Annotated in this window: 15 protein-coding genes and 1 riboswitch; of the genes, 9 read left to right on the forward strand and 6 right to left on the reverse strand. The window is 40.8% G+C overall.

All coding sequences use genetic code 11. From position 1 onward, the window contains the following. Positions 1 to 23 precede the first annotated feature (23 nt). The 3 genes from L1999_RS01180 to L1999_RS01190 all read left to right on the forward strand — a co-directional run bounded on the left by L1999_RS01180 (position 24) and on the right by L1999_RS01190 (position 3,791). Positions 24 to 1,205: an MFS transporter gene (locus L1999_RS01180; protein ID WP_235741886.1), complete on the forward strand. Its 1,182-nt coding sequence runs from the start codon at positions 24 to 26 to the stop codon at positions 1,203 to 1,205. 239 nt (positions 1,206 to 1,444) lie between these two features. Beyond that, a complete protein-coding gene (locus L1999_RS01185) occupies positions 1,445 to 3,271 on the forward strand; it encodes an APC family permease (protein WP_235741887.1) in 1,827 nt (608 codons plus the stop codon). Between the two features lie 33 nt (positions 3,272 to 3,304). Beyond that, a riboswitch (guanidine-I (ykkC/yxkD leader) is annotated at positions 3,305 to 3,409 on the forward strand. Between the two features lie 55 nt (positions 3,410 to 3,464). Further along, a complete protein-coding gene (locus L1999_RS01190) occupies positions 3,465 to 3,791 on the forward strand; it encodes a hypothetical protein (RefSeq protein WP_235741888.1) in 327 nt (108 codons plus the stop codon). Positions 3,792 to 3,809: 18 nt separating this feature from the next. Here the strand turns inward: L1999_RS01190 and L1999_RS01195 are convergent, their stop codons facing one another. Further along, a complete protein-coding gene (locus L1999_RS01195) occupies positions 3,810 to 4,406 on the reverse strand; it encodes an undecaprenyl phosphate transporter UptA (protein WP_235744207.1) in 597 nt (198 codons plus the stop codon). 529 nt (positions 4,407 to 4,935) lie between these two features. Next, positions 4,936 to 6,294, reverse strand: coding sequence for a magnesium transporter (gene mgtE / locus L1999_RS01200; protein WP_235741889.1), 1,359 nt, complete (start codon positions 6,292 to 6,294; stop codon positions 4,936 to 4,938). Between the two features lie 248 nt (positions 6,295 to 6,542). On the opposite strand from mgtE, the gene L1999_RS01205 reads away from it, so the two are divergent. The 5 genes from L1999_RS01205 (at position 6,543) to L1999_RS01225 (ending at position 12,597) form a co-directional block, all read left to right on the forward strand. Then, positions 6,543 to 7,319: a hypothetical protein gene (locus L1999_RS01205; protein WP_235741890.1), complete on the forward strand. Its 777-nt coding sequence runs from the start codon at positions 6,543 to 6,545 to the stop codon at positions 7,317 to 7,319. Positions 7,320 to 7,628: 309 nt separating this feature from the next. Further along, the gene (locus L1999_RS01210) at positions 7,629 to 8,708 is read left to right on the forward strand and encodes a D-alanine--D-alanine ligase (protein WP_235741891.1); all 1,080 of its coding nucleotides are present in this window, start codon (positions 7,629 to 7,631) and stop codon (positions 8,706 to 8,708) included. Positions 8,709 to 8,781: 73 nt separating this feature from the next. Further along, positions 8,782 to 10,161 (forward strand): UDP-N-acetylmuramoyl-tripeptide--D-alanyl-D-alanine ligase, encoded by a 1,380-nt coding sequence (locus L1999_RS01215; RefSeq protein ID WP_235741892.1) that lies wholly within the window; start codon positions 8,782 to 8,784, stop codon positions 10,159 to 10,161. Positions 10,162 to 10,181: 20 nt separating this feature from the next. After that, a complete protein-coding gene (locus L1999_RS01220; RefSeq protein WP_235741893.1) occupies positions 10,182 to 10,880 on the forward strand; it encodes an alpha/beta hydrolase in 699 nt (232 codons plus the stop codon). A 217-nt stretch (positions 10,881 to 11,097) separates the two neighbouring features. After that, positions 11,098 to 12,597, forward strand: coding sequence for a degradosome RNA helicase CshA (locus L1999_RS01225; RefSeq protein WP_275677345.1), 1,500 nt, complete (start codon positions 11,098 to 11,100; stop codon positions 12,595 to 12,597). Positions 12,598 to 12,904: 307 nt separating this feature from the next. On the opposite strand, the gene L1999_RS01230 is transcribed toward L1999_RS01225, so the two are convergent. The 3 genes from L1999_RS01230 to L1999_RS01240 form a co-directional block, all read right to left on the reverse strand. Continuing rightward, positions 12,905 to 14,023, reverse strand: coding sequence for a GerAB/ArcD/ProY family transporter (locus L1999_RS01230; RefSeq protein ID WP_235741895.1), 1,119 nt, complete (start codon positions 14,021 to 14,023; stop codon positions 12,905 to 12,907). Between the two features lie 226 nt (positions 14,024 to 14,249). Beyond that, complete coding sequence (locus tag L1999_RS01235; protein WP_235741896.1) at positions 14,250 to 15,413, reverse strand: Ger(x)C family spore germination protein; 1,164 nt, start codon at positions 15,411 to 15,413, stop codon at positions 14,250 to 14,252. Next, complete coding sequence (locus L1999_RS01240; RefSeq protein ID WP_235741897.1) at positions 15,410 to 16,954, reverse strand: spore germination protein; 1,545 nt, start codon at positions 16,952 to 16,954, stop codon at positions 15,410 to 15,412. The genes L1999_RS01235 and L1999_RS01240 overlap by 4 nt, the downstream gene beginning before the upstream one ends. A gap of 121 nt (positions 16,955 to 17,075) precedes the next feature. On the opposite strand from L1999_RS01240, the gene uvsE reads away from it, so the two are divergent. After that, the gene (gene uvsE, locus L1999_RS01245; RefSeq protein ID WP_235741898.1) at positions 17,076 to 18,038 is read left to right on the forward strand and encodes a UV DNA damage repair endonuclease UvsE; all 963 of its coding nucleotides are present in this window, start codon (positions 17,076 to 17,078) and stop codon (positions 18,036 to 18,038) included. Between the two features lie 511 nt (positions 18,039 to 18,549). Here uvsE and menC read toward each other — a convergent pair. Then, a complete protein-coding gene (gene menC / locus L1999_RS01250) occupies positions 18,550 to 19,662 on the reverse strand; it encodes an o-succinylbenzoate synthase (protein ID WP_235741899.1) in 1,113 nt (370 codons plus the stop codon). Position 19,663 lies beyond the last annotated feature (1 nt).

A 19,663-nucleotide genomic window follows, 5' to 3' on the forward strand; every position in this document is an offset into this window, starting at 1 on the left:
AAGGGAAGGGGATTCTTTGCTTTATGGAAAAACAGCTTCAGAAAGAAAAGATTTGGACAAAAGACTTTATACTGATTTGTCTGGCTAATTTCTTTATCTTTCTTGGGTTTCAAATGACACTTCCGACGATTCCACTGTTTGTGGAAGATTTAGGCGGCAATGATCAGTTAATTGGCTTTGTTGTCGGAATATTTACATTTTCTGCGTTATTGCTTCGTCCTTATGCAGGTAAGGCTCTTGAAACGAAAGGCAGAAGATTTGTGTATATAATCGGCTTAGCCATCTTTGTGATTTCAGTTGGCTCTTTTGGTTTCTTAACTAGTATCGTTTTGTTATTTATGATGCGGGTCGTACAAGGTGGCGGCTGGGGCTTTTCTACAACGGCATCAGGAACGATCGCCTCAGATTTAATTCCTGTCTCGAGGCGGGGGGAGGGGATGGGTTTTTACGGACTATCAGGTAATTTGGCGCTGGCGTTTGGCCCGTCATTAGGTCTGATTTTAACAGAGATTATCCCGTTTAAACCATTTTTTCTTCTTTGTGCTGGTTTAGGCTTGGCCGCACTGATTCTCTCATCGAGAATTACCTATAAACAAGTGGACCCCAAACCGGTGCACGGAAAAACCAAACTTGATCTGTATGAAAAAGGGGCCTTAAAGCCATCAGCTCTAATGTTTTTTATTACGTTTACCTTTGGCGGGATTGCAGCCTTTCTTCCGTTATATACAGCCGAAAAGCATATTTCGGGGATTCAATTATACTTCTTATTCTACGCAGTGGCTTTGATGATCACGAGAACGTTTGCGGGTCAGTTATATGACCGAAAAGGACTTCGGGCCGTTTTTATTCCGGGAACCTTACTCATTTTAGTTGCTATGATACTGCTAGCCTGGCTGCCTAATAGCCTCATCTTATATCTTGCGGCGATTCTATATGGATTGGGATTTGGGATGGTCCAGCCCGCTCTTCAGGCCTGGTCTATTGAAAAGGTGCCTGTCAATCGAAGGGGAATGGCGACAGCCACCTTCTATTCCTTTTTTGACCTGGGAATCGGCCTTGGTGCCATGATATTCGGCCAAATAAGCCATCTCCTTGGCTACAGCAGTATTTATCAAACAGCAGCTGTCTCAATTGCGGTTTCGATGCTGCTCTATTTCTATTTCTTACATAGGGATCGCTTGAGGTCCCAAAGAATGGGTAATTAAAAGGTATGGATTAGATCCATACCTTTTTTCGATCCTTTGGGATAAAGCTGGATGATTTCATTGGAAATGGAAACAGTAAAGGTAGCTATCCCTTTTTAAATGACAGACGCTTACATAAACAGCGTTCATCAAAATGTTAAATATTGTGCTCTTTTTTAAAGAAATACTTCATATTAACAACGCTGTTGTGATAAAATCAATCGGTAATTCTACTTCAAAAAGTGGTGGGTGAAAATCACGTGCTTTCTTCTTTTAAGCGTTTTTTAATCGGCCGTCCGTTAAAGTCGACGGAATTGGGCGAGCAAAAGTTAGGAATTTTAAAGGCGTTAGCCATTTTATCTTCAGATGCCTTATCGTCAGTAGCTTACGGAACTGAACAAATCCTGATTGTACTAGCAACGATTAGCGTTTTGGCTTTCTGGTATTCCGTACCTATTGCTGTTGGGGTACTATTTCTCTTAGCTGCACTTATATTATCTTATCGGCAAATTATTTATTCGTATCCTCATGGCGGAGGGGCTTACGTCGTTTCGAAAGAAAATATCGGAGAGAAGGCAGGTTTAATTGCCGGTGGCTCCTTATTAGTTGATTACATCTTAACGGTGGCGGTGAGTGTTACAGCCGGTACGGATGCGATTACCTCTGCGTTTCCGTCTTTACATCAACACACTGTTTCCATTGCCTGTGTATTAGTTATATTGATTACGATTTTGAATCTGCGCGGATTAACCGAATCTGCCACCATTTTGGCTTATCCGGTCTATTTATTTGTCATAGCGCTGTTTTTACTAATTGGTGTCGGGATTTTTAAAGTTTTAACGGGGGATATTTCCCCAACTGCCCAGCATGCTCCAATTGGGGCGCCTGTTCAGGGAATTACCCTATTCTTGCTTCTTCGTGCCTTTGCATCAGGATGTTCAGCCTTAACAGGAGTAGAAGCCATTTCTAATGCAATCCCAACCTTTAAAGACCCGGCACCTAGAAATGCCGCGAAAACATTAGTATTAATGGGTTCCCTATTGGCCTTGTTATTTTCGGGAATTACCTTTTTGGCCTATTATTACGGAATTGCACCGAAAGTGGACGAAACCGTTGTTTCACAAATTGCCAAAGAAACTTTTGGGCGTAATTATCTTTACTTCTTTGTCCAAGGAACAACAGCCTTGATTTTGGTGCTAGCTGCCAATACCGGCTATTCAGCTTTTCCACTATTAGCGTTTGCGCTTGCAAAAGATAAATACATGCCGAGGATGTTTACGATTCGAGGAGACCGTCTTGGTTATTCCAATGGGATTGTGTCTTTGGGAGTTGCTTCCATCATTTTAATCATCGTGTCAAAGGGCCAGACGGAGCACTTAATCCCACTTTATGCGGTTGGTGTGTTTATTCCGTTTACCTTATCACAAACAGGGATGATTATTAAATGGCTGCGTTCAAAACCAGCGGGCTGGGTAGCCAAATTAACCGCCAATCTCATTGGGGCGCTGATTACTTTAACCGTATTAATCATTTTCTTTGTGACGAAATTTAGTCAAGTATGGTTTGTCGTTATATTCTTGCCGTTAATTGTTCTTATGTTTAAACGAATTAATTCACATTATGAGTCAGTTGGGGAACAGTTACGAATCCATCCGGAAGATGAAGCAATGGCGATTCAAGGAAACGTCATTATTGTTCCGGTTGCTGGGATTACCAAAGTGGTAGAAAACTCTATCAATTACGCGAAATCTCTAACAGATCAAATTTTTGCTGTTTATGTCTCCTTTGATCGTGAAGATGAAAAACGATTCGAGGAAAAATGGCAGAAGTGGCAGCCTGATGTCCGGTTGGTCACCTTGCACTCACACTATCGCAGCATCTTAAATCCATTGTCAAAGTTTATTGATACAGTTGAGCACAAAGCGAGCGAAAATAATTATCGAGTTACTGTGCTGATTCCGCAGTTTATTACGAAAAAAAGCTGGCACAATATCCTGCACAACCAATCAAGTTTGTTAATTCGTGCTTACCTGATTTTTAAGAAGAAGGTTATTGTGGCGACACTTCCTTTTCATTTTAAGAAATAGGAATGGCTGCTTTTATGGAAAATATACTTATAAAAAATGGTTTTCTAGGGTTCCGTGGTCTAAAACCGGTCTGGTCCGAGAGAAAACGTACAGAAGCATCTGCTTCTGTATCCACGGAAGGAGAAAAGCCTGGGAGAAATGGTCGTGCAGCGATCTTTCTTTCAGGTTTTTTATTTTGGATAGGAAGGGATTGTTGATTTTGGAATTTTTGCTTGAAAATAAATGGGTGATATTAGTCAGTCTTGAAGTACTGGCATGGACTTCTACTTTTTTTCTTTTATATGCACGGTACCGGCTTAAGTCTAGCTTTTGGTTTAAGGTGGCGACAGTTTTATTCGCCTTAACAGGTGTCATTCCGCAAGTGCTCATGGGGATCATCAATTTTATTTCATCGAAACGAATCGATCTGTTTACGCTGATTATTGTCCTGCTCCTTGTATATGGCTTTACGATTGGGAAACAACATGTAAAAAGGCTTGATGCCTGGGCCAAAACAAAATTTTCAAAGCAATCGACATGAAAAAGCCACCGAGAGTCATTACTCGGTGGTTTTCTTCATTTTTTTAACTAAATAATAAATAGCACCCAACACAATAGCCGCAATAATAAGCGGTATGACATAAGGCTGTGCGACCTCTTTTACATGTGACCAGTTGCTGCCTAACGCCTTTCCTAAATACAAAAATAGGATTGACCAAGGCAATATTGCTGCGACCGTGTAAAGAATAAATTTACTGGCAGGCATTTTGGCAATCCCTGCTGGAATAGAGATAGCGTGTCTTACCACGGGAATAAAGCGAGCAGAAAAGATGACTCCGGCTCCATACTTTTCAAACCAGTGTTCTGCAACATCGATATGTTTCTTTTTAATGAGGATATATTTCCCGTATTTCTCCAAAAAGGGTCTTCCGCCATAATAACCGGCCCAATATAGAAACAGCTGGGCAATCGTTCCGCCAATTGTCCCGGCAATCACAGCGCCGATAAAATTCAAGTGCCCCTGTGAAACCATATAGCCGCCATAGCCTAAAACAATTTCACTTGGGATAATCTCGATCATCAGTCCCAAAGCAACACCAAAATAGCCTAACTGTGATAAGAATTCCAAAATAGAGCTAATATAGTCTGTCATAATTCACCTTCGCTTAGTTCTTGTTAACAAATTATGTTTCTTATTTTATACCAGTTTGTCTCATATTGAAATAAATATGGTGGTACTTTCAAAATCATGCCTGTTTCAGAAAAGTGACTTCTAGTATTAACGATTTTTTAAGCGAAAGGTTTCATTTTTTTTGTAAATTTAAAAAGTATAGAACATGACTTTGAAAATTGTCCAGCTCCAGCGCCCTAGCGGCTAGTGTCCTTCGCGCTCCGCCCTACGATAAGTCAACATCGAATCGCTGCCGCTCTTCGTGTTGTCTAGCTCCAGCGCCTAGGGGCTCGGGGTCATAAGCCAATCCGTCAAGAAGGCTAAAGAGCAGCCTTCTCGCCGGCTCGTCTTATGCCTGTCGCCCCTATCAAGGCGCCTCCGCTTTTCGCCTTTCCTTTATCTCAGTTGGAGCACTCCACAAGGAATGCTTCGGCAGCATAAGCATCGCACGAAGGAAAAGCGATAGCTTTTCCGAGGAGGCCATACGCCGCTGACCAGGGCGCTTGCGCTTTTCTTACATTAAGTGTTTTAGAAACATCGTTGCGATCCCAAAGTAAGTCATGAGTGAGAAGATATCATTTAACGTTGTAATTAACGGACCTGACGCTACTGCCGGGTCAATCTTCAAACGATATAAAATCAACGGTATAATCGTCCCGGCAAGGGTCCCAATAATGAGCGTTAAAAAAAGCGAGGACCCTACGACAGCACCTAAAATTAAATTGCCCTGCCAGATGTATGCGATAATGGCGATAATTAGCGCACAGATTACCCCAATTGTAATCCCAACACCAAGTTCCCGTGCAACTAATCGAGTAATCACCTTTTTATTGACCTCTTGTGTAATCAACCCTCTGACCACCACTGCGAGCGACTGAGTGCCGGTATTTCCCGTCATCCCAGCAATCATCGGCATAAAGAAGGCCAATGCCACAACTTTCTGCAGGGTCTCCTCAAAACTGCTAATGATCCTTCCGGAAATAACACCTATAAATAATAATAAAATCAGCCATGGTAACCGCCTCGCTGCAGCTACCAACGTTTTTGTTTCGAAGTCAATCGATTTCCCGGAAGCTGATAATTTTTCAATATCTTCATTCGCCTCTTGGATGAAAATATCAATAATGTCATCGACCGTCACAATCCCGACTAAGACAGAGTTTTCATCCACAACAGGTATGGCCAGGAAATCATATCGTTCAGCCGTTTGGGCAACGACTTCCTGGTCGGTGGTAACGGAAACGGCAATCACTCGTTCGTACATAATGTCACGGATTTTTTCCGACGGTTCGGCCAGTAATAAATCCCGATAGGAGACAACGCCAACCAGCTTCCGTTCCTCATCAATGACATACAGGTAGTTAATCGATTCAGCAAACTCGGCAAATACTTTAAACTTGTCTACCGCTTCCCTGACTGTAAAATAGTCACGAATCCAAACAAAGCGATTGGTCATCACTCGCCCCGCTGTTTCCGGCGGATAATTCATAATGCCTTGAACGGCATGAGACTCCTCTTTCTTCATTCCAGATAAAAGGGAATCCTTTTTCTCTGGGGATAATTCATTTAACAACAGGGCTAAATCATCATTGTCCATCAAGTCTAAAACTTGACTGGATTTTTCAATTCCTAGAATATTTAATAACCCAAGCTGTTCCTCCTTATCAAGCTCCTCCATTAAGTCTGCTAATACATCAGTGTTTAAAAATAGTAAAAATCTTCCCTTATGCTTTTCCGGCAGGTCCTCATAGATTTTAGCGACATCATAGGGCTGAAGCTCCTCAAGGATTGCTTCAAATTCAGCTTTTTTATTTTCCTTTAGCGTTTTAATGATATAAAGGCTTATTTCATCTGCCGTCATATTTTTTATCATCTTAAATTGCCCCTTTCTGTGGGTGCCGTTAAAAATTAGCTGTTAAAAATGGTAGACGAACAAATAATAAAGACTAGGATATATAAAATAGTATGTGTAATTGCTGAAAATTTTTTGTAAAAGAAATGAAATATGCTATTAGGCCTATAATTTGATAAAATAAGGAAGGACTTACAAAAGTAAAATTGGAAGTTTTATGGAAGCTGTCCATTAACATATTACAAGTGGTTGAACGGAGGAGTTTGGCTTTGAAAAAGCATCATCAAGACATACGGGATCTTATCTATGTACATCTTAATCAATCTGACCAGTATGTCATGTCCTACGGTATCGAATTCAGCGAATTTGCTGCTGCTTTTTCAGGTTCATTAAATCATTTGCTTTTACTCAAGCACCGTTTTGATGATGCTGATTTTAATATGCATACCCTGCTCGATTATTGTCCGGACGACCGAATTGATAAGTTAGCAGCAGAGGATGTTTACAGTTACGGAAACTTTTGCTGGATTGATTTCACAGAGGAAGAAGTATTGAATGAACTTTCTGGTCAGGAATTAGCTGAATTATTATACCTAGGACATCAGAAGCAGCATTTAAAGCTGCCCTTTTACAATAAACTAGGCAATCGCTTTGTTTATTTAGCCCATGATGATGGGTGGTATAACAAAATTTATTATCGAAGCTTTAAGGATTTTTTTCACTTACTAAGTGAAGTGATTTCCGTTAAGCTTGGGGAACTAAAGCTTGAAAAAACGATCCTTGGAATCAGAAAGAAACGAAGTTATCCGCAGGTCAATAAAGAATTTCTTCTCTCGTTAACACCGTTTATGAAAGAGGGTATTTGTATATCCCTACGAGATGCGGAACACCAGCGGACTAGAATTGATATTCCAATTTGGGTCATGGGTGATTTTGATAATATGGATGATATGTATGAGGAGTATCAACATATTTCCAATAAGCCATACCATGCCAAACTCATCTTTGATAAAAGAACAAAAGAGTGGAAGCTCAATGTCGTATAAGATAGAAAAACAGTCCTAGTGGCAGGACTGTTTTTCTTATAAATGGAGGTTTATTCTTTCCTAGATTTCGTTTTGATCGTGCTTCAGAAGCAGTGCTTACATTTTCTTCGTTCCCTCCTCCTGCAGGGAGAACAAGCCTTATGGATAGACAAGGTGACAAAATACTGATAGACGGTATTGAAGCAAGCATTAGGCATCATAAAATAATACATAAGGGAAAAAAACATGTAAAAACAGGTCTGCGACATTTCCTTTCTTAATTAGTAAAATGGTAAAATAAAATGTGATAGAGAATTTGGAGGAATAGAAATGAAAACAAAATTAGGTTTGTTATATGGAGGAAAATCTGCTGAGCATAAGGTTTCCTTACAGACAGCTCTAGCTGTAATTCGAGCATTAGACCTTGAGAAATTTGAAATTTATCCAATTTATATAAATGTTGAAGGACAGTGGATTAAAGGGCCGCAGCTGCTTGAGCCAGTTGAAAATGTTCAAGCGCTTGAATTCACCAATGCGCCCCAGTTATCCCCTTTATCATTGGCTCCTGCCCTTTTTCATGCCAATCAGCAAGATGCTGAAGCGCTTGATGTTATTTTTCCATTACTACATGGGCCAAATGGTGAAGACGGAACCGTTCAAGGCTTATTAGAGCTGCTCAATTTGCCGTATGTAGGAAATGGAGTTCTTGCTTCAGCCGCTGGTATGGATAAAGTGTTGATGAAAAATATTTTCGCACAAGCAGGGCTGGCTCAGGTTGACTATGTTTCTTTCATCAAAAGTGAATGGGCGAAGGCGAAGGAAGAGGCCTATACTCGTGTAGAAGAACAGCTTGGTTATCCATGCTTTGTTAAACCAGCAAACCTTGGCTCTAGTGTGGGAATCAGCAAATGTACCAGTCGTGCTGAATTAGATGCTGCATTTGTGGAGGCCTTTCAATTTGACCGGAAAGTCATTATTGAACAAGGAGTCGTTGCCCGTGAGGTTGAAATTGCGGTTCTTGGCAATGATGAGCCGGAATGCTCGGTAGCCGGTGAAATCGTTCCGAAGAAGGATTTTTATGATTACAAAGCGAAGTATGAAGATGGGGAAACAGCGTTAATTATTCCTGCTGAGGTGACCAAAGAAGAATACGTACAAATGAAGGAAATGGCTGTTCGTGCTTTTAAAGCACTAGACTGTTCTGGACTTGTTCGTGCTGATTTCTTCTTAACAAAGGATGGCAAAGCCTTCATTAATGAGGTAAATACGATGCCGGGCTTCACCCCTTTCAGTATGTTCCCGCTTTTATGGAAGCATACAGGCTTAGAGTATCCGCAGTTGATTGAACGACTTGTTCAGCTTGCCAAAGAGCGACATGCGGAGAAACAGCAGATTAAGTATACGTTTTAATTAAAATAATGGAGACACGGCTCAGATGCCGTGTCCGTTTCTATTTAGCAAATAGAAAAAGGAGGGAAACCAATTGATCAAACGTTCTTTAAAACAGATTTCAGACATGGCCTCCGCCATCAATGATATTACCCCATTCGCTGATATTGTCATTGAGGGGGTTACCATCGACACGCGAAAGGTCCAAGCAGGTAATTTATTTGTACCCTTTAAAGGTGAACATGCCGACGGTCACAAGTATGTAGAAGAGGCAATCAAAAAAGGGGCAGCAGCATCTCTATGGCAAAAGGATGTACCCAATCCGCCGCAAGGGCTGCCAATTTTACTTGTTGATGACTGCCTTGTTGCTTTGCAGGAGATGGCGCGAAAATATCGACAGGAATTATCAGTAAAAGTAGTAGGGATTACGGGCAGTAATGGTAAAACCACTACAAAGGATATGACAGCAAGTTTATTATCTACCCAGTATAAGGTTCAAAAGACGGAAGGGAACTATAATAATCATCTTGGACTTCCATTAACGGTTTTAGGATTAAGTGAGGAAACTGAAATTGCCGTATTGGAGATGGGAATGAGCGGGCGTGGGGAAATTGCTTTTCTGACCAAACTTGCATGCCCTGATGCCGTGGTGATTACCAACATTGGGGAATCTCACTTACTTGACTTGGGTTCAAGAGAAGCGATAGCCGAAGCGAAACTTGAAATTCTTCAAGGGCTCCGTGATGGTGGACTTGCCGTGCTTCACGGTGATGAGCCCTTATTAATGGAGCGGATTTACCAATATAAAGGGAATATTAATATCCAAACCTTTGGAAGAAATGTAACGAATGATCTTTATCCTAAGGATATAACCCAAATCGAGCAAGGCAACTCCTTTAAAATTAATGCATCCGAGACGACATTTGAACTCCCGGTTCTCGGCACGCATAATATTTTAAATGCATTAGCCGCCATGCTGATTGCCCGTTATTTTTCAATTCCATTTGAAAAAATGAATCCAGGATTGGCTAATATTAAGCTGACAAACATGCGAATGGAGTTAGTCGAAGGAAAACAAGGTGAAAAGATTATCAACGATGCCTATAATGCGAGCCCAACATCCATGATGGCGGCGATTGAGTTGGTATCCAATCTTCAAGGCTATAAACGAAAAATCCTCGTGCTCGGAGATATGCTCGAGCTGGGACCGCAGGAAGAACAGTACCATCTGCAAGTAGGCTCACAACTAAACCCGGAAAAAATTGATTATCTGTTCACCTATGGTGAGTTAGGCGGACATATTGCCAAAGGGGCCCGTCAAGCTTTAGGCGAGAATCAGGTATTTGCCTTTAGAGATAAGTCAAAACTGATTGAAAAGCTAAAAACATTTGTAGATGAGACCACACTTGTTCTTGTAAAAGCTTCACGCGGAATGAGATTAGAGGAGATTGTTCAAGCCTTACAAAAGAAGTAAAGGGACGGGCAGGTGAGAAAATGATTGGCTGTTTACTGATTCATGGCTTTACGGGTGCACCTTATGAAGTCGAGCCCCTGGCAGAGTTTTTAAAAGAACGAACTGATTGGAAGATTAGTGTTCCTACACTGCCGGGGCATGGTGTTCCCGGCTCCCTAAAGGGGGTGCACTATCAAGAGTGGATCGATCATGCTGAAGCCGAATTGACAAAACTAATTAATACGTGTGACAAGGTACATGTGGTTGGTTTTTCAATGGGAGGAATGATAGCCAGTTATCTTGCCGCCCAATACCCTGTGGACAAGCTTATTCTTTTGAGTGCAGCTGCCTACTATGTTAACCCCAAACAATTAGCAGTTGACATCAAAGAGATCATAAAAGATTCCCTGCGCGGAAAATTACAGGAAAATGAATTATTTCTCCGTTATAAACGAAAAATAACAGAAACACCCTTTGCGGCTACCTTGCAATTCCGCAGGCTTGTTTCTTTTATTAAACCTCTACTGCATCAGGTAAACGTGCCAACCTTTATTGCACAAGGGGAGTGTGACGGGATTGTGCCGCCTAAAAGCGCTGAATATTTATTCCATACGATAAGTGCCAAACAGAAAAAACTCGCCCTTTTCAAGCATTCCAAGCATCTTATTTGCCACTGTGAGGAACGGGACACCCTGTTTTCTCAAGTGCTGGATTTTTTAATGGAGAAAAGGACTATTTAAGGTTAAAGACTGGTTTAAAACATGTCTTTATTGCAAAATACTAGAAATAGTGGTATGATATTCATCAACGTGTCTAAAGAACGATGATTGAAGGGCATACTCTTTTGGAGAATGTCTTTTTTTTGGTAAAATAAAGAAGTAATATTACCGCATTTTGATGCGTATGTTTGTATATTCAGCACTTATATACCAAATATTTTCATATAGATGAAGGAGAATGAACACATTGACAAAGTTTGAAGAATTAGGCATAAGTCAAGCCACCTTAAAAGCTGTCCTTAAAATGGGTTTTGAGGAAGCTACACCAATCCAATCCGAAACCATTCCGTTGGGGCTAAAAGGTATAGATTTGATCGGGCAAGCTCAAACAGGAACTGGTAAAACAGCTGCTTTTGGTATTCCGTTGGTGGAAAAAGTTGATACAAAAAGGGATGCCATTCAAGGGATTATTATTGCGCCAACTCGTGAATTAGCGATCCAGGTTTCCGAAGAGCTCTATAAAATTGGGGCAGGAAAAAGAGTCCGCGTACTGCCGATTTATGGTGGTCAGGATATTAGCCGCCAAATCCGCTCATTAAAGAAAGCTCCACATATTATTGTTGGTACCCCTGGACGGGTTCTAGACCACATTAATCGGAAAACAATGCGTTTAGATACCGTGAATACGGTTATTCTGGATGAAGCAGATGAAATGTTAAACATGGGATTCATTGAGGATATTGAATCAATTCTTGCTGCAACACCAGCAGAGCGTCAAACACTATTGTTCTCTGCGACAATGCCAGCACCAATTCAAAGAATGGCAGAAAAATTCATGAAGGAGCCGCAAATTGTTCGTGTAAAAACGAAAGAAATGACCGTTCCTTTAATTGAACAATATTACATTGAAGTGCAAGAAAGAAATAAATTTGATGTATTAACAAGACTTCTTGATATTCAGTCACCTGAACTTGCGATTGTCTTTGGCCGGACAAAGCGCCGTGTCGATGAATTATCAGAAGCATTGACGTTAAGAGGATATACAGCAGAGGGTATTCATGGCGATTTAACTCAGGCAAAGCGTATGTCGGTCCTTCGAAAGTTTAAAGAGGGAACAGTGGATGTTCTTGTTGCAACAGACGTAGCGGCAAGGGGTCTAGATATTTCCGGCGTTACACATGTATATAATTTTGATATTCCGCAGGATCCAGAGAGCTACGTTCACCGTATTGGACGTACTGGCCGTGCCGGAAAGACTGGTGTTGCGATGACTTTCATCACACCACGTGAGAAATCTTACCTTGCCGTTGTGGAAAAAACAACGAAGAGGAAGATGGAAAGAATGCAGGCTCCAACCCTTGATGAGGCTTTGGAAGGTCAACAGCGTGCAGTTGTAGATAAAATTGTGCAAACAATTGAATCCAATAACCTTCATTATTACAAAGCAGCAGCACAAGAATTATTAGATGGCAATGATGCTCAAACCGTTGTGGCTGCAGTCTTAAAGATGTTAACAAAAGAGCCGGATACTACTCCTGTTAAATTAACAGAAGAATCTCCACTTCCACAAAAAAGAGATAGAAAACAGTTTGATCGTGGAGACCGTCGTAGAAGAGATGACTCTAGAGGTTCATACAACTCTGATCGCAACCGAAAAAAAGCACCGGTAAAACCAAGAAGCGGTGAAAAGCGAACTGGCGGTAAGACATCAAAGCCAAGAAGTTATAACCACCAATAAACGTTAAAAGTGGGTGTCCCAAAAGTATATTTTGGGAGCACCCACTTTTTTTATACATTAAACTAGTCTGTTGATTTCCGCTCCAGGCGCGAGCGGTTCGCGGGCGGTACGGGGAGCCTCCTCGTCGCTGCGCTCCTGCGGGGTCCCCCCCTGCCCCGTACTCCCGCAGGACTTTGAATTTTCATCCTTGAATCCGCCCACGCACGAAGGAAATGCGATAGCATTTTCGAGGAGTCTTCGCGCCTTCCGCTCCAATCAACAGAGTGTGAAAAAATTGTTCATCATCTTTCTTTTGGGTCTGCCTCTTTTATTGTTTTTTCTCGATTTGGTTCATCGACTTCTTCTTTACATAATTCTTAATGGTATCCATTAGAAGGTATAATAATGGGATGGACTCTACACAGAGGGCGAAGGTAGGCCATGCGTGTTCATAAACATCAATAAGACTGGCATAGTTCTCCGCCATCGTTACCGACATTGAAACCACAACTGCGGCTAAGGAAAATGTTAAGGGTCTGTAATCTTTTAGTTTTAATAATTGAGCAAGGATTTGAACGGCCAGATAAAAGAAAAAGCTAATTTTTATATAAACCATGGTAGACCAAACGGCAATTAATAGCGGATCTAAGTTCTCAATAAATTCAGCGATTTTAATGAATCGAACCATTTCTAATATTGGGTAGGCTAAATGTACCGTTAAATTTGGGCCGAAAAGAAGTATTAAAATACCAATATAAATGATAATCAGACTAATTGAAAAGAATATCGCCCAGAAAAGCGATCTTCTTGTTCTTTTCTTATCCATAATATAAGGAAAGATAAAAATTAAGAGGACTATCTCGCAGAAAAAGGGCGAAATAAAATAACCTCCTTGTAGAATTCCTTGGAAATCATGATTGGTTATAAAGGCCATCGAGCGCTCCCATCTTAGCTCTTTTCCAACAAAGAGAGTGTTTAAAAGGATGGCTAAAATGGTGATAAAAAATAAACCTTGAGCTGATCGAAATAGTGTAACGATACCTAATCGAGCCATTATGGCGACAGTTGCACCAAAGAGAATCCCAATGGCCCAGTTTGGTGTTTCCGGCAGATAGACTTGGATAATGAAGTCCTCATACTCTCTTAACATAAAGGCGCTGCCATGAAAGCAAAAAAAGAACATTGCCCCCATTAGGAAAAAATGAATCCAGTAAGGAAAGATTTCTTTTCCATAAATCACAATAAATTGATCTGGTCTTCGATTGGCAAGTTTTATTCCTATAAAGGCTTGAACAACAGCACTTAAACCCCCGATAAAAATGACAATTAAAGAATCATATTGTGCCATTTTAATGAGTTGAACCGAAGAAAACCCAACAAATGTTGAGTAAAAAAAGAGAATAAAAAATTGGATGATTTGTTGTTGAGAGATTCCCTCTGTTTTCAACGATGCCCCACCTAACTTATAATCTTTTTTTGCAGCGGTTTAAAAAGGATTTCAATTAAATCATTGGGATCCAGACTATACTTGAAAAGGTGAGTAGATAGACAATAACAGAACGAAACGCCCATGATACATAAGACAATGAAGTAGGTTCTTTTCTTTCGTCTTCGATTCTTAAGGTAATTCCATTCGTATAAAAAGATAATGAGGAAAAATAGAATAATGATCATCATGAGCTTAATTCCTTTGTCCAAAATGGATTATTCTCGGTACCTCTGCGTTTAATTTTTAAATCCACAGTGATATTAAGTTTTACTTTGTCTTGATAAATTGATGTCCAATTCCTTTGTGCCTTTTTCCATATTTTTGGTTTGTACCATGATAAATATTCACCAAATTGAAAGGCATCAGCCCCTGTTTTTTTAGAGGTGGTAAAGGCTGCCTCAATCCTTTTTCTAATATCTTTTTCTGCAAGTAATTCTAATTTTTTAATATTTGCTTCCTTACTTAAATCGATCGTTGAGTCCGATTCAGCAAGGTCATCTTCGACATTGAAGTGTACATCAAACGCATATGGTTCGTTTTTTGATGGATGAATTTTTGCTTTTGCCTGCAATACGGTTAAGTTAATTTCTTTGTGATCCGTTGGTGATTGAATGGTGACTAACGCCTGCTTGATTGTGTTTCGCAGCCATAAGGCTCCACGTCCTTCATAAGATGTTAGCTTATCGACCATTTTGTAATTTTTAAATAAAGCGACCCCATCAGTACCAACCCAAACAACTTTTTTTCCATTTTCACTAACCATTTTGCGTTTACCTACTTTTAAAATACTGACAGCCATGTCACCATTTACTGTTTCAAAGAAGTCCTTAGGTGTAGTTAATAGGGCAATTTCATTTTTACTGAAACCTAACAGGATTCGTGATTGCGACTTTTCAAAGGTTGGAGCCATGTGAATAATTTCCTTTGCTTTTCCGGGTGCGATATACATAGGTAGATTGATGTTGAGGCCGGGTTCACGAATAATAAATTCCAATATTTTTTTAATCCCTTCCTTTGCCATTTCTTGCCCAATAATCACAAGTTTCGCTTGTCCAAAACTAATTTTCCGCGGCAGGTCCACCTGCATTTTATGAAAGGCTTGCGAGATATTTGTGCCTGAGTAAGTTAGGGAGGCATAAGGTTTCCCCAATGACAGCGATCCGCCTGATTGGCCTGTTGCAAGCCGGTTGGGGAGTGGGAAGGTCAAGGTTACATCAATTTTGCCGTTTTTCCCTTTATCCACTAGGATGGATGATACAAACGACCGTTCATTTATTTCAACGCGTGACCAGCATCCTGTTAAAAATAATATGCTAGATACCATTGTTAAAAATAGAGCTTTGATCAATCCTCATCTTCCTCTTCAAATCGATATTTGACATTAGACCTTTGTGAATCCTTTGTTCCGACGAATGAAGGACGACGTTTCATCAACCACCATGGGACTCGTAAAATCGAATCCTTTAAATCATTGACACGTAAGGGTGCAATAGGGGCCATGTACGGCATTCCAAATGAACGCAGGTGTACCAAATGAATATAAGTAATGAGACAACCAATCATCAATCCAAAAATTCCAAAAGAACCCGATAAAATCATGATGGGAAAGCGGAGCACACGAATCGAAAAACCTAAATCAAAATAGGGTACGATAAACGAGGCAATCCCTGTTAATGAAACAATGATGACCATTGGAGCAGAAATAATTCCTGCTTGAACCGCTGCTTGTCCAATGACTAATGCACCTAATATGCTTATAGCTTGCCCAATTGCCTTTGGTACTCGTAGACCAGCTTCTCTTAATGCTTCAAAGGTTAGTTCCATGATTAGTGCTTCCACCATTGCGGGGAATGGCACTAAATCCCTGGCGGCTGCCACGCTCAATAACAGGTCGGATGGAATCATTACAGGGTGAAAGGTGGTCAACGCTATATAGAAGGATGGAAACAGCAGCGAAATAACTAAAAAAGTCATTCGCAGCCATCGGACAAAATTAGCGAAAACATAGCGTTGATAATAGTCCTCAGGAGATTGAAGAAACATCGAAAAGGTAACGGGTACAATAAGCGGGATCGGTGTTCCATCCACCAAAATAACCGCTCTTCCTTCGAGCAGGGCAGCAGCAACCACATCAGGCCGCTCTGTTTTTTGCGATTGCGGAAAAGGGGATAATGGGAAATCATCAATATTTTCTTCAATATAGCTGCTTCCCAATACACCATCCATTTGAATACGGCCAATCCGCTGTTTGACTTCCTCGACGATTTCTGGCTTGCATATTCCTTCTAGATATCCAATGACTACTTTTGTTTTTGTGAATTTACCAAGTAGTTGCTGGTCCATTTTCAATGCGGGGGTTTTAATTCTTCTGCGGATCATGGTGATGTTCGTATGAATATCCTCAACAAATGCTTCCCTAGGTCCCCGGATTACATTTTCATTTGCAGGCTCACTGATGGCTCGTTTTTCAAATTTTTGTAATGGAAAGGCAAGCATCCGCGGATCGCCCTCGAAAAAAATTAAGATATTTCCATCAAGGACAAGTTCCACAGCCTTCTGCATATCTGTTAGTACAATGCTTGACATAGAGCTGACTAATTTTAATTCAAGTAATTTATGAATAAATTCCTGATGGGAAGAGGCAAAATCCTCATTCACGATGTGGGTTAGCACTTGCTCATCAAATAACGCATCATTAACCATGTTCTGTAAGTAAGCAATTCCGCAGCGAGTGCGATTAGCGGTTAATTCGTAGATGGTGATATCCGAGCATTGATGGAATGACTGCTTCAGCCATTTAAACCGGACATCAAAATCTTCTCCTAAAAAAACTTGTTCAGGAGCATTGCTGTTTGGGGTTTGTTTTTTTTCTTTTGAAAAGAAGGGCATGGTGTTCACTCTCTCCGCAAACTTTTTTATAGATTTCCCCTTTTTCAAGAAAATAATTTGTAGTTAAAAAGTTCCAATTAGGTGAGAATAATGATAACGAAAAAGCAGAGGGTGGAAAGAAATGATTGTGAAACTAGGGTATGTAGCGATGAGTGTGGAACTGCAGCATGCATCGCCCTCTCAAACCATGACGTTTGCCCAATTCTCAAAAATTAAAGACCGTGAGGCTGCGATTCGGAAATTAGAAAGGATTGCTGAATCCAATTTGGAGAATTGTCTGCGTCTCCTTAAGCATAATGTGGGGAATGATATTCAGTTTTTCCGGTTTAGCTCACGCTTGATTCCACTTGCCAATCATGAGGAGTTAGGGGACTGGAACTATATCAAGCCGCTGAAGGAGTCTCTTGGGAAGATTACGGAATTTTTAAAGGATCACTCGATAAGAGTCGATTTTCATCCGGACCACTTTGTTGTGTTGAATACTTTAGATAAAGATATACTAAAAAACTCTTTGAAGACATTATCCATGCATGAGGCTCTATTGAAGGGGATGGGAATCAATCCCGAGCACCGGTGTGTGCTGCATGTTGGCGGCGGTTACGATGATAAGGAAAAAGCACTGGAACAGTTTATTCATAATTGGGGTTACATTAAGCCTGGAATTCAAAGGATGATTATGTTAGAAAATGATGATACGACGTTTACGGTCAAGGAGACGTTATATCTTTGTGAGAAGCTGGGGATTCCGATGGTGTTTGATTACCATCACCACCTTGCGAACCATGAAGAGGAGGATTGGATCTCGGATTGGGATCGGATTGTTTCGAGCTGGGATCATTCGGACTTGCCGATTAAGATGCATATTTCGAGTCCGCGGTCGGAGAAAGAGTTTCGAGCGCATGCTGATTATGTGGACCCGGAGATGTTTTTGACGTTTTTAAATGAAGTAAAGGGGAGCGTGCCGGAGATTCATTGTATGATTGAAGCGAAGCAAAAGGATGCAGCCCTGTTTCAACTGGTTCGGGATTTAAAGGGGCGTGGCGGATTGAAATGGCTGGATCAGACGAATTTTGTGGTGGAGTAGGGGAAGTGTTGTCTATTGGAGGCTCGGGTATTGGGCGGACGGATTTTTGATTTTTTCTTCGGTCTTGTTCAAAAGGACTGGTCTATTGGACAGTTTTGAGGGTTCTTTTAGGGATTTTGTCTTATAGAGGTGTTCTATTAGACAATGTCGCTATAGTTTTTCTGTTTTTGTCCAATAGGACCCGGCTATTGGACAAATTTTTGATTTTTTCTTCGGTAGTGTCCAATAGACACCCCTATTGGACACTTTTGAGTTTTCTTTTTGGGATTTTGTCTTATAGAGGTGTTCTATTAGACAATGTCGCTATATTTTTTCTGTTTTTGTCCAATAGAACTCGCCTATTGGACAAATTCTTGATTTCTTCTTCGGTGGTGTCCGATAGACAATCTCTATTGGACACTTTTGTGGTTTCACCTCAGGATTTTGTCTAATAGAACCACAATGCCCTAAACAATAAACAAAAAAAATAGCCCTCCTAACAAACGAGAGGGCCATCTCCTATAAACAAAACTTAAGCACGATAAGTACGGCTGTATACGGTATACTTATTAACCTTTTCTAAACTAGTCCCAAAACCAATCCCAGGCGTAGTTGGAAGGATAATCTCTCCATTTTCAACCGTTACCTCAGGCTCAATGATATCCTCAGCCCAATAAAGCGAAGAAGCTGCCGTATCACCGGGAAGAGTAAAATTCGGCAGGGAGGTAATCGCGATATTATGAGCCCGACCGACCCCGGACTCAAGCATGCCGCCGCACCATACCGGGATATCATTAGCTTGGCAGAAATCATGAAGCTTACGTGATTCCGTTAACCCGCCAACACGTCCAATTTTAATATTAATAATTTTACAGCTGCCAAGCTTTAGCGCTTTTCGGGCATCTTCAACAGAATGAATACTCTCATCTAAACAAATAGGTGTTTTTAGCCTAGCCTGTAAGTCAGCATGATCAATAATATCATCATGAGCCAAAGGCTGTTCAATCATCATTAACTGATAATCATCCAATGCTGCCAAGCGATCTAGATCATGAAGGGTATAAGCAGAATTGGCATCAGCCATTAACGGAATATCAGGATATTCCTGACGAACCCGGTCAATTAAAGCCACATCCCAGCCTGGCCTAATTTTCAACTTTACCCGCTTATAACCTTCATCGAGGCGTTCACCAATCGTTTCAATCGTTTCTTCAATCGTATCTTTAATTCCGATGCTGACACCAACATCAATCTTGGAACGATTACCACCAAGAGCTTGGGCAAGCGGTATATTTTGTTCTTTTGCATACAAATCCCAAACGGCACCCTCAATTGCTGCTTTCGCCATATTGTTGCCGCGCAGGTGAGCAAACCATTTTTCTGATAGTTCATCGGGATGATGGATTTCATTTCGTAAAACGATCGGAATCAAATAATCCTCTAAGATATGCCAATTGGTTTTGACGGTTTCTTCATTATAAAGAGGATCGAGCATCGCTACCGATTCGGCCCAGCCTGAAAGCCCGTCCTCGTTTTTGACTTCTACCAAAATAAAATCCTTATCATACTCGGTTCCAAAGCTAGTGGTAAAGGGGTAGAGTAAATCTAGTTTTAAATGTCTTAAAATGACTTGCTTAATTTTCATG

Source organism: Neobacillus drentensis, from assembly GCF_021560175.1.
GTDB lineage: Bacteria > Bacillota > Bacilli > Bacillales > Cytobacillaceae > Neobacillus > Neobacillus drentensis_A.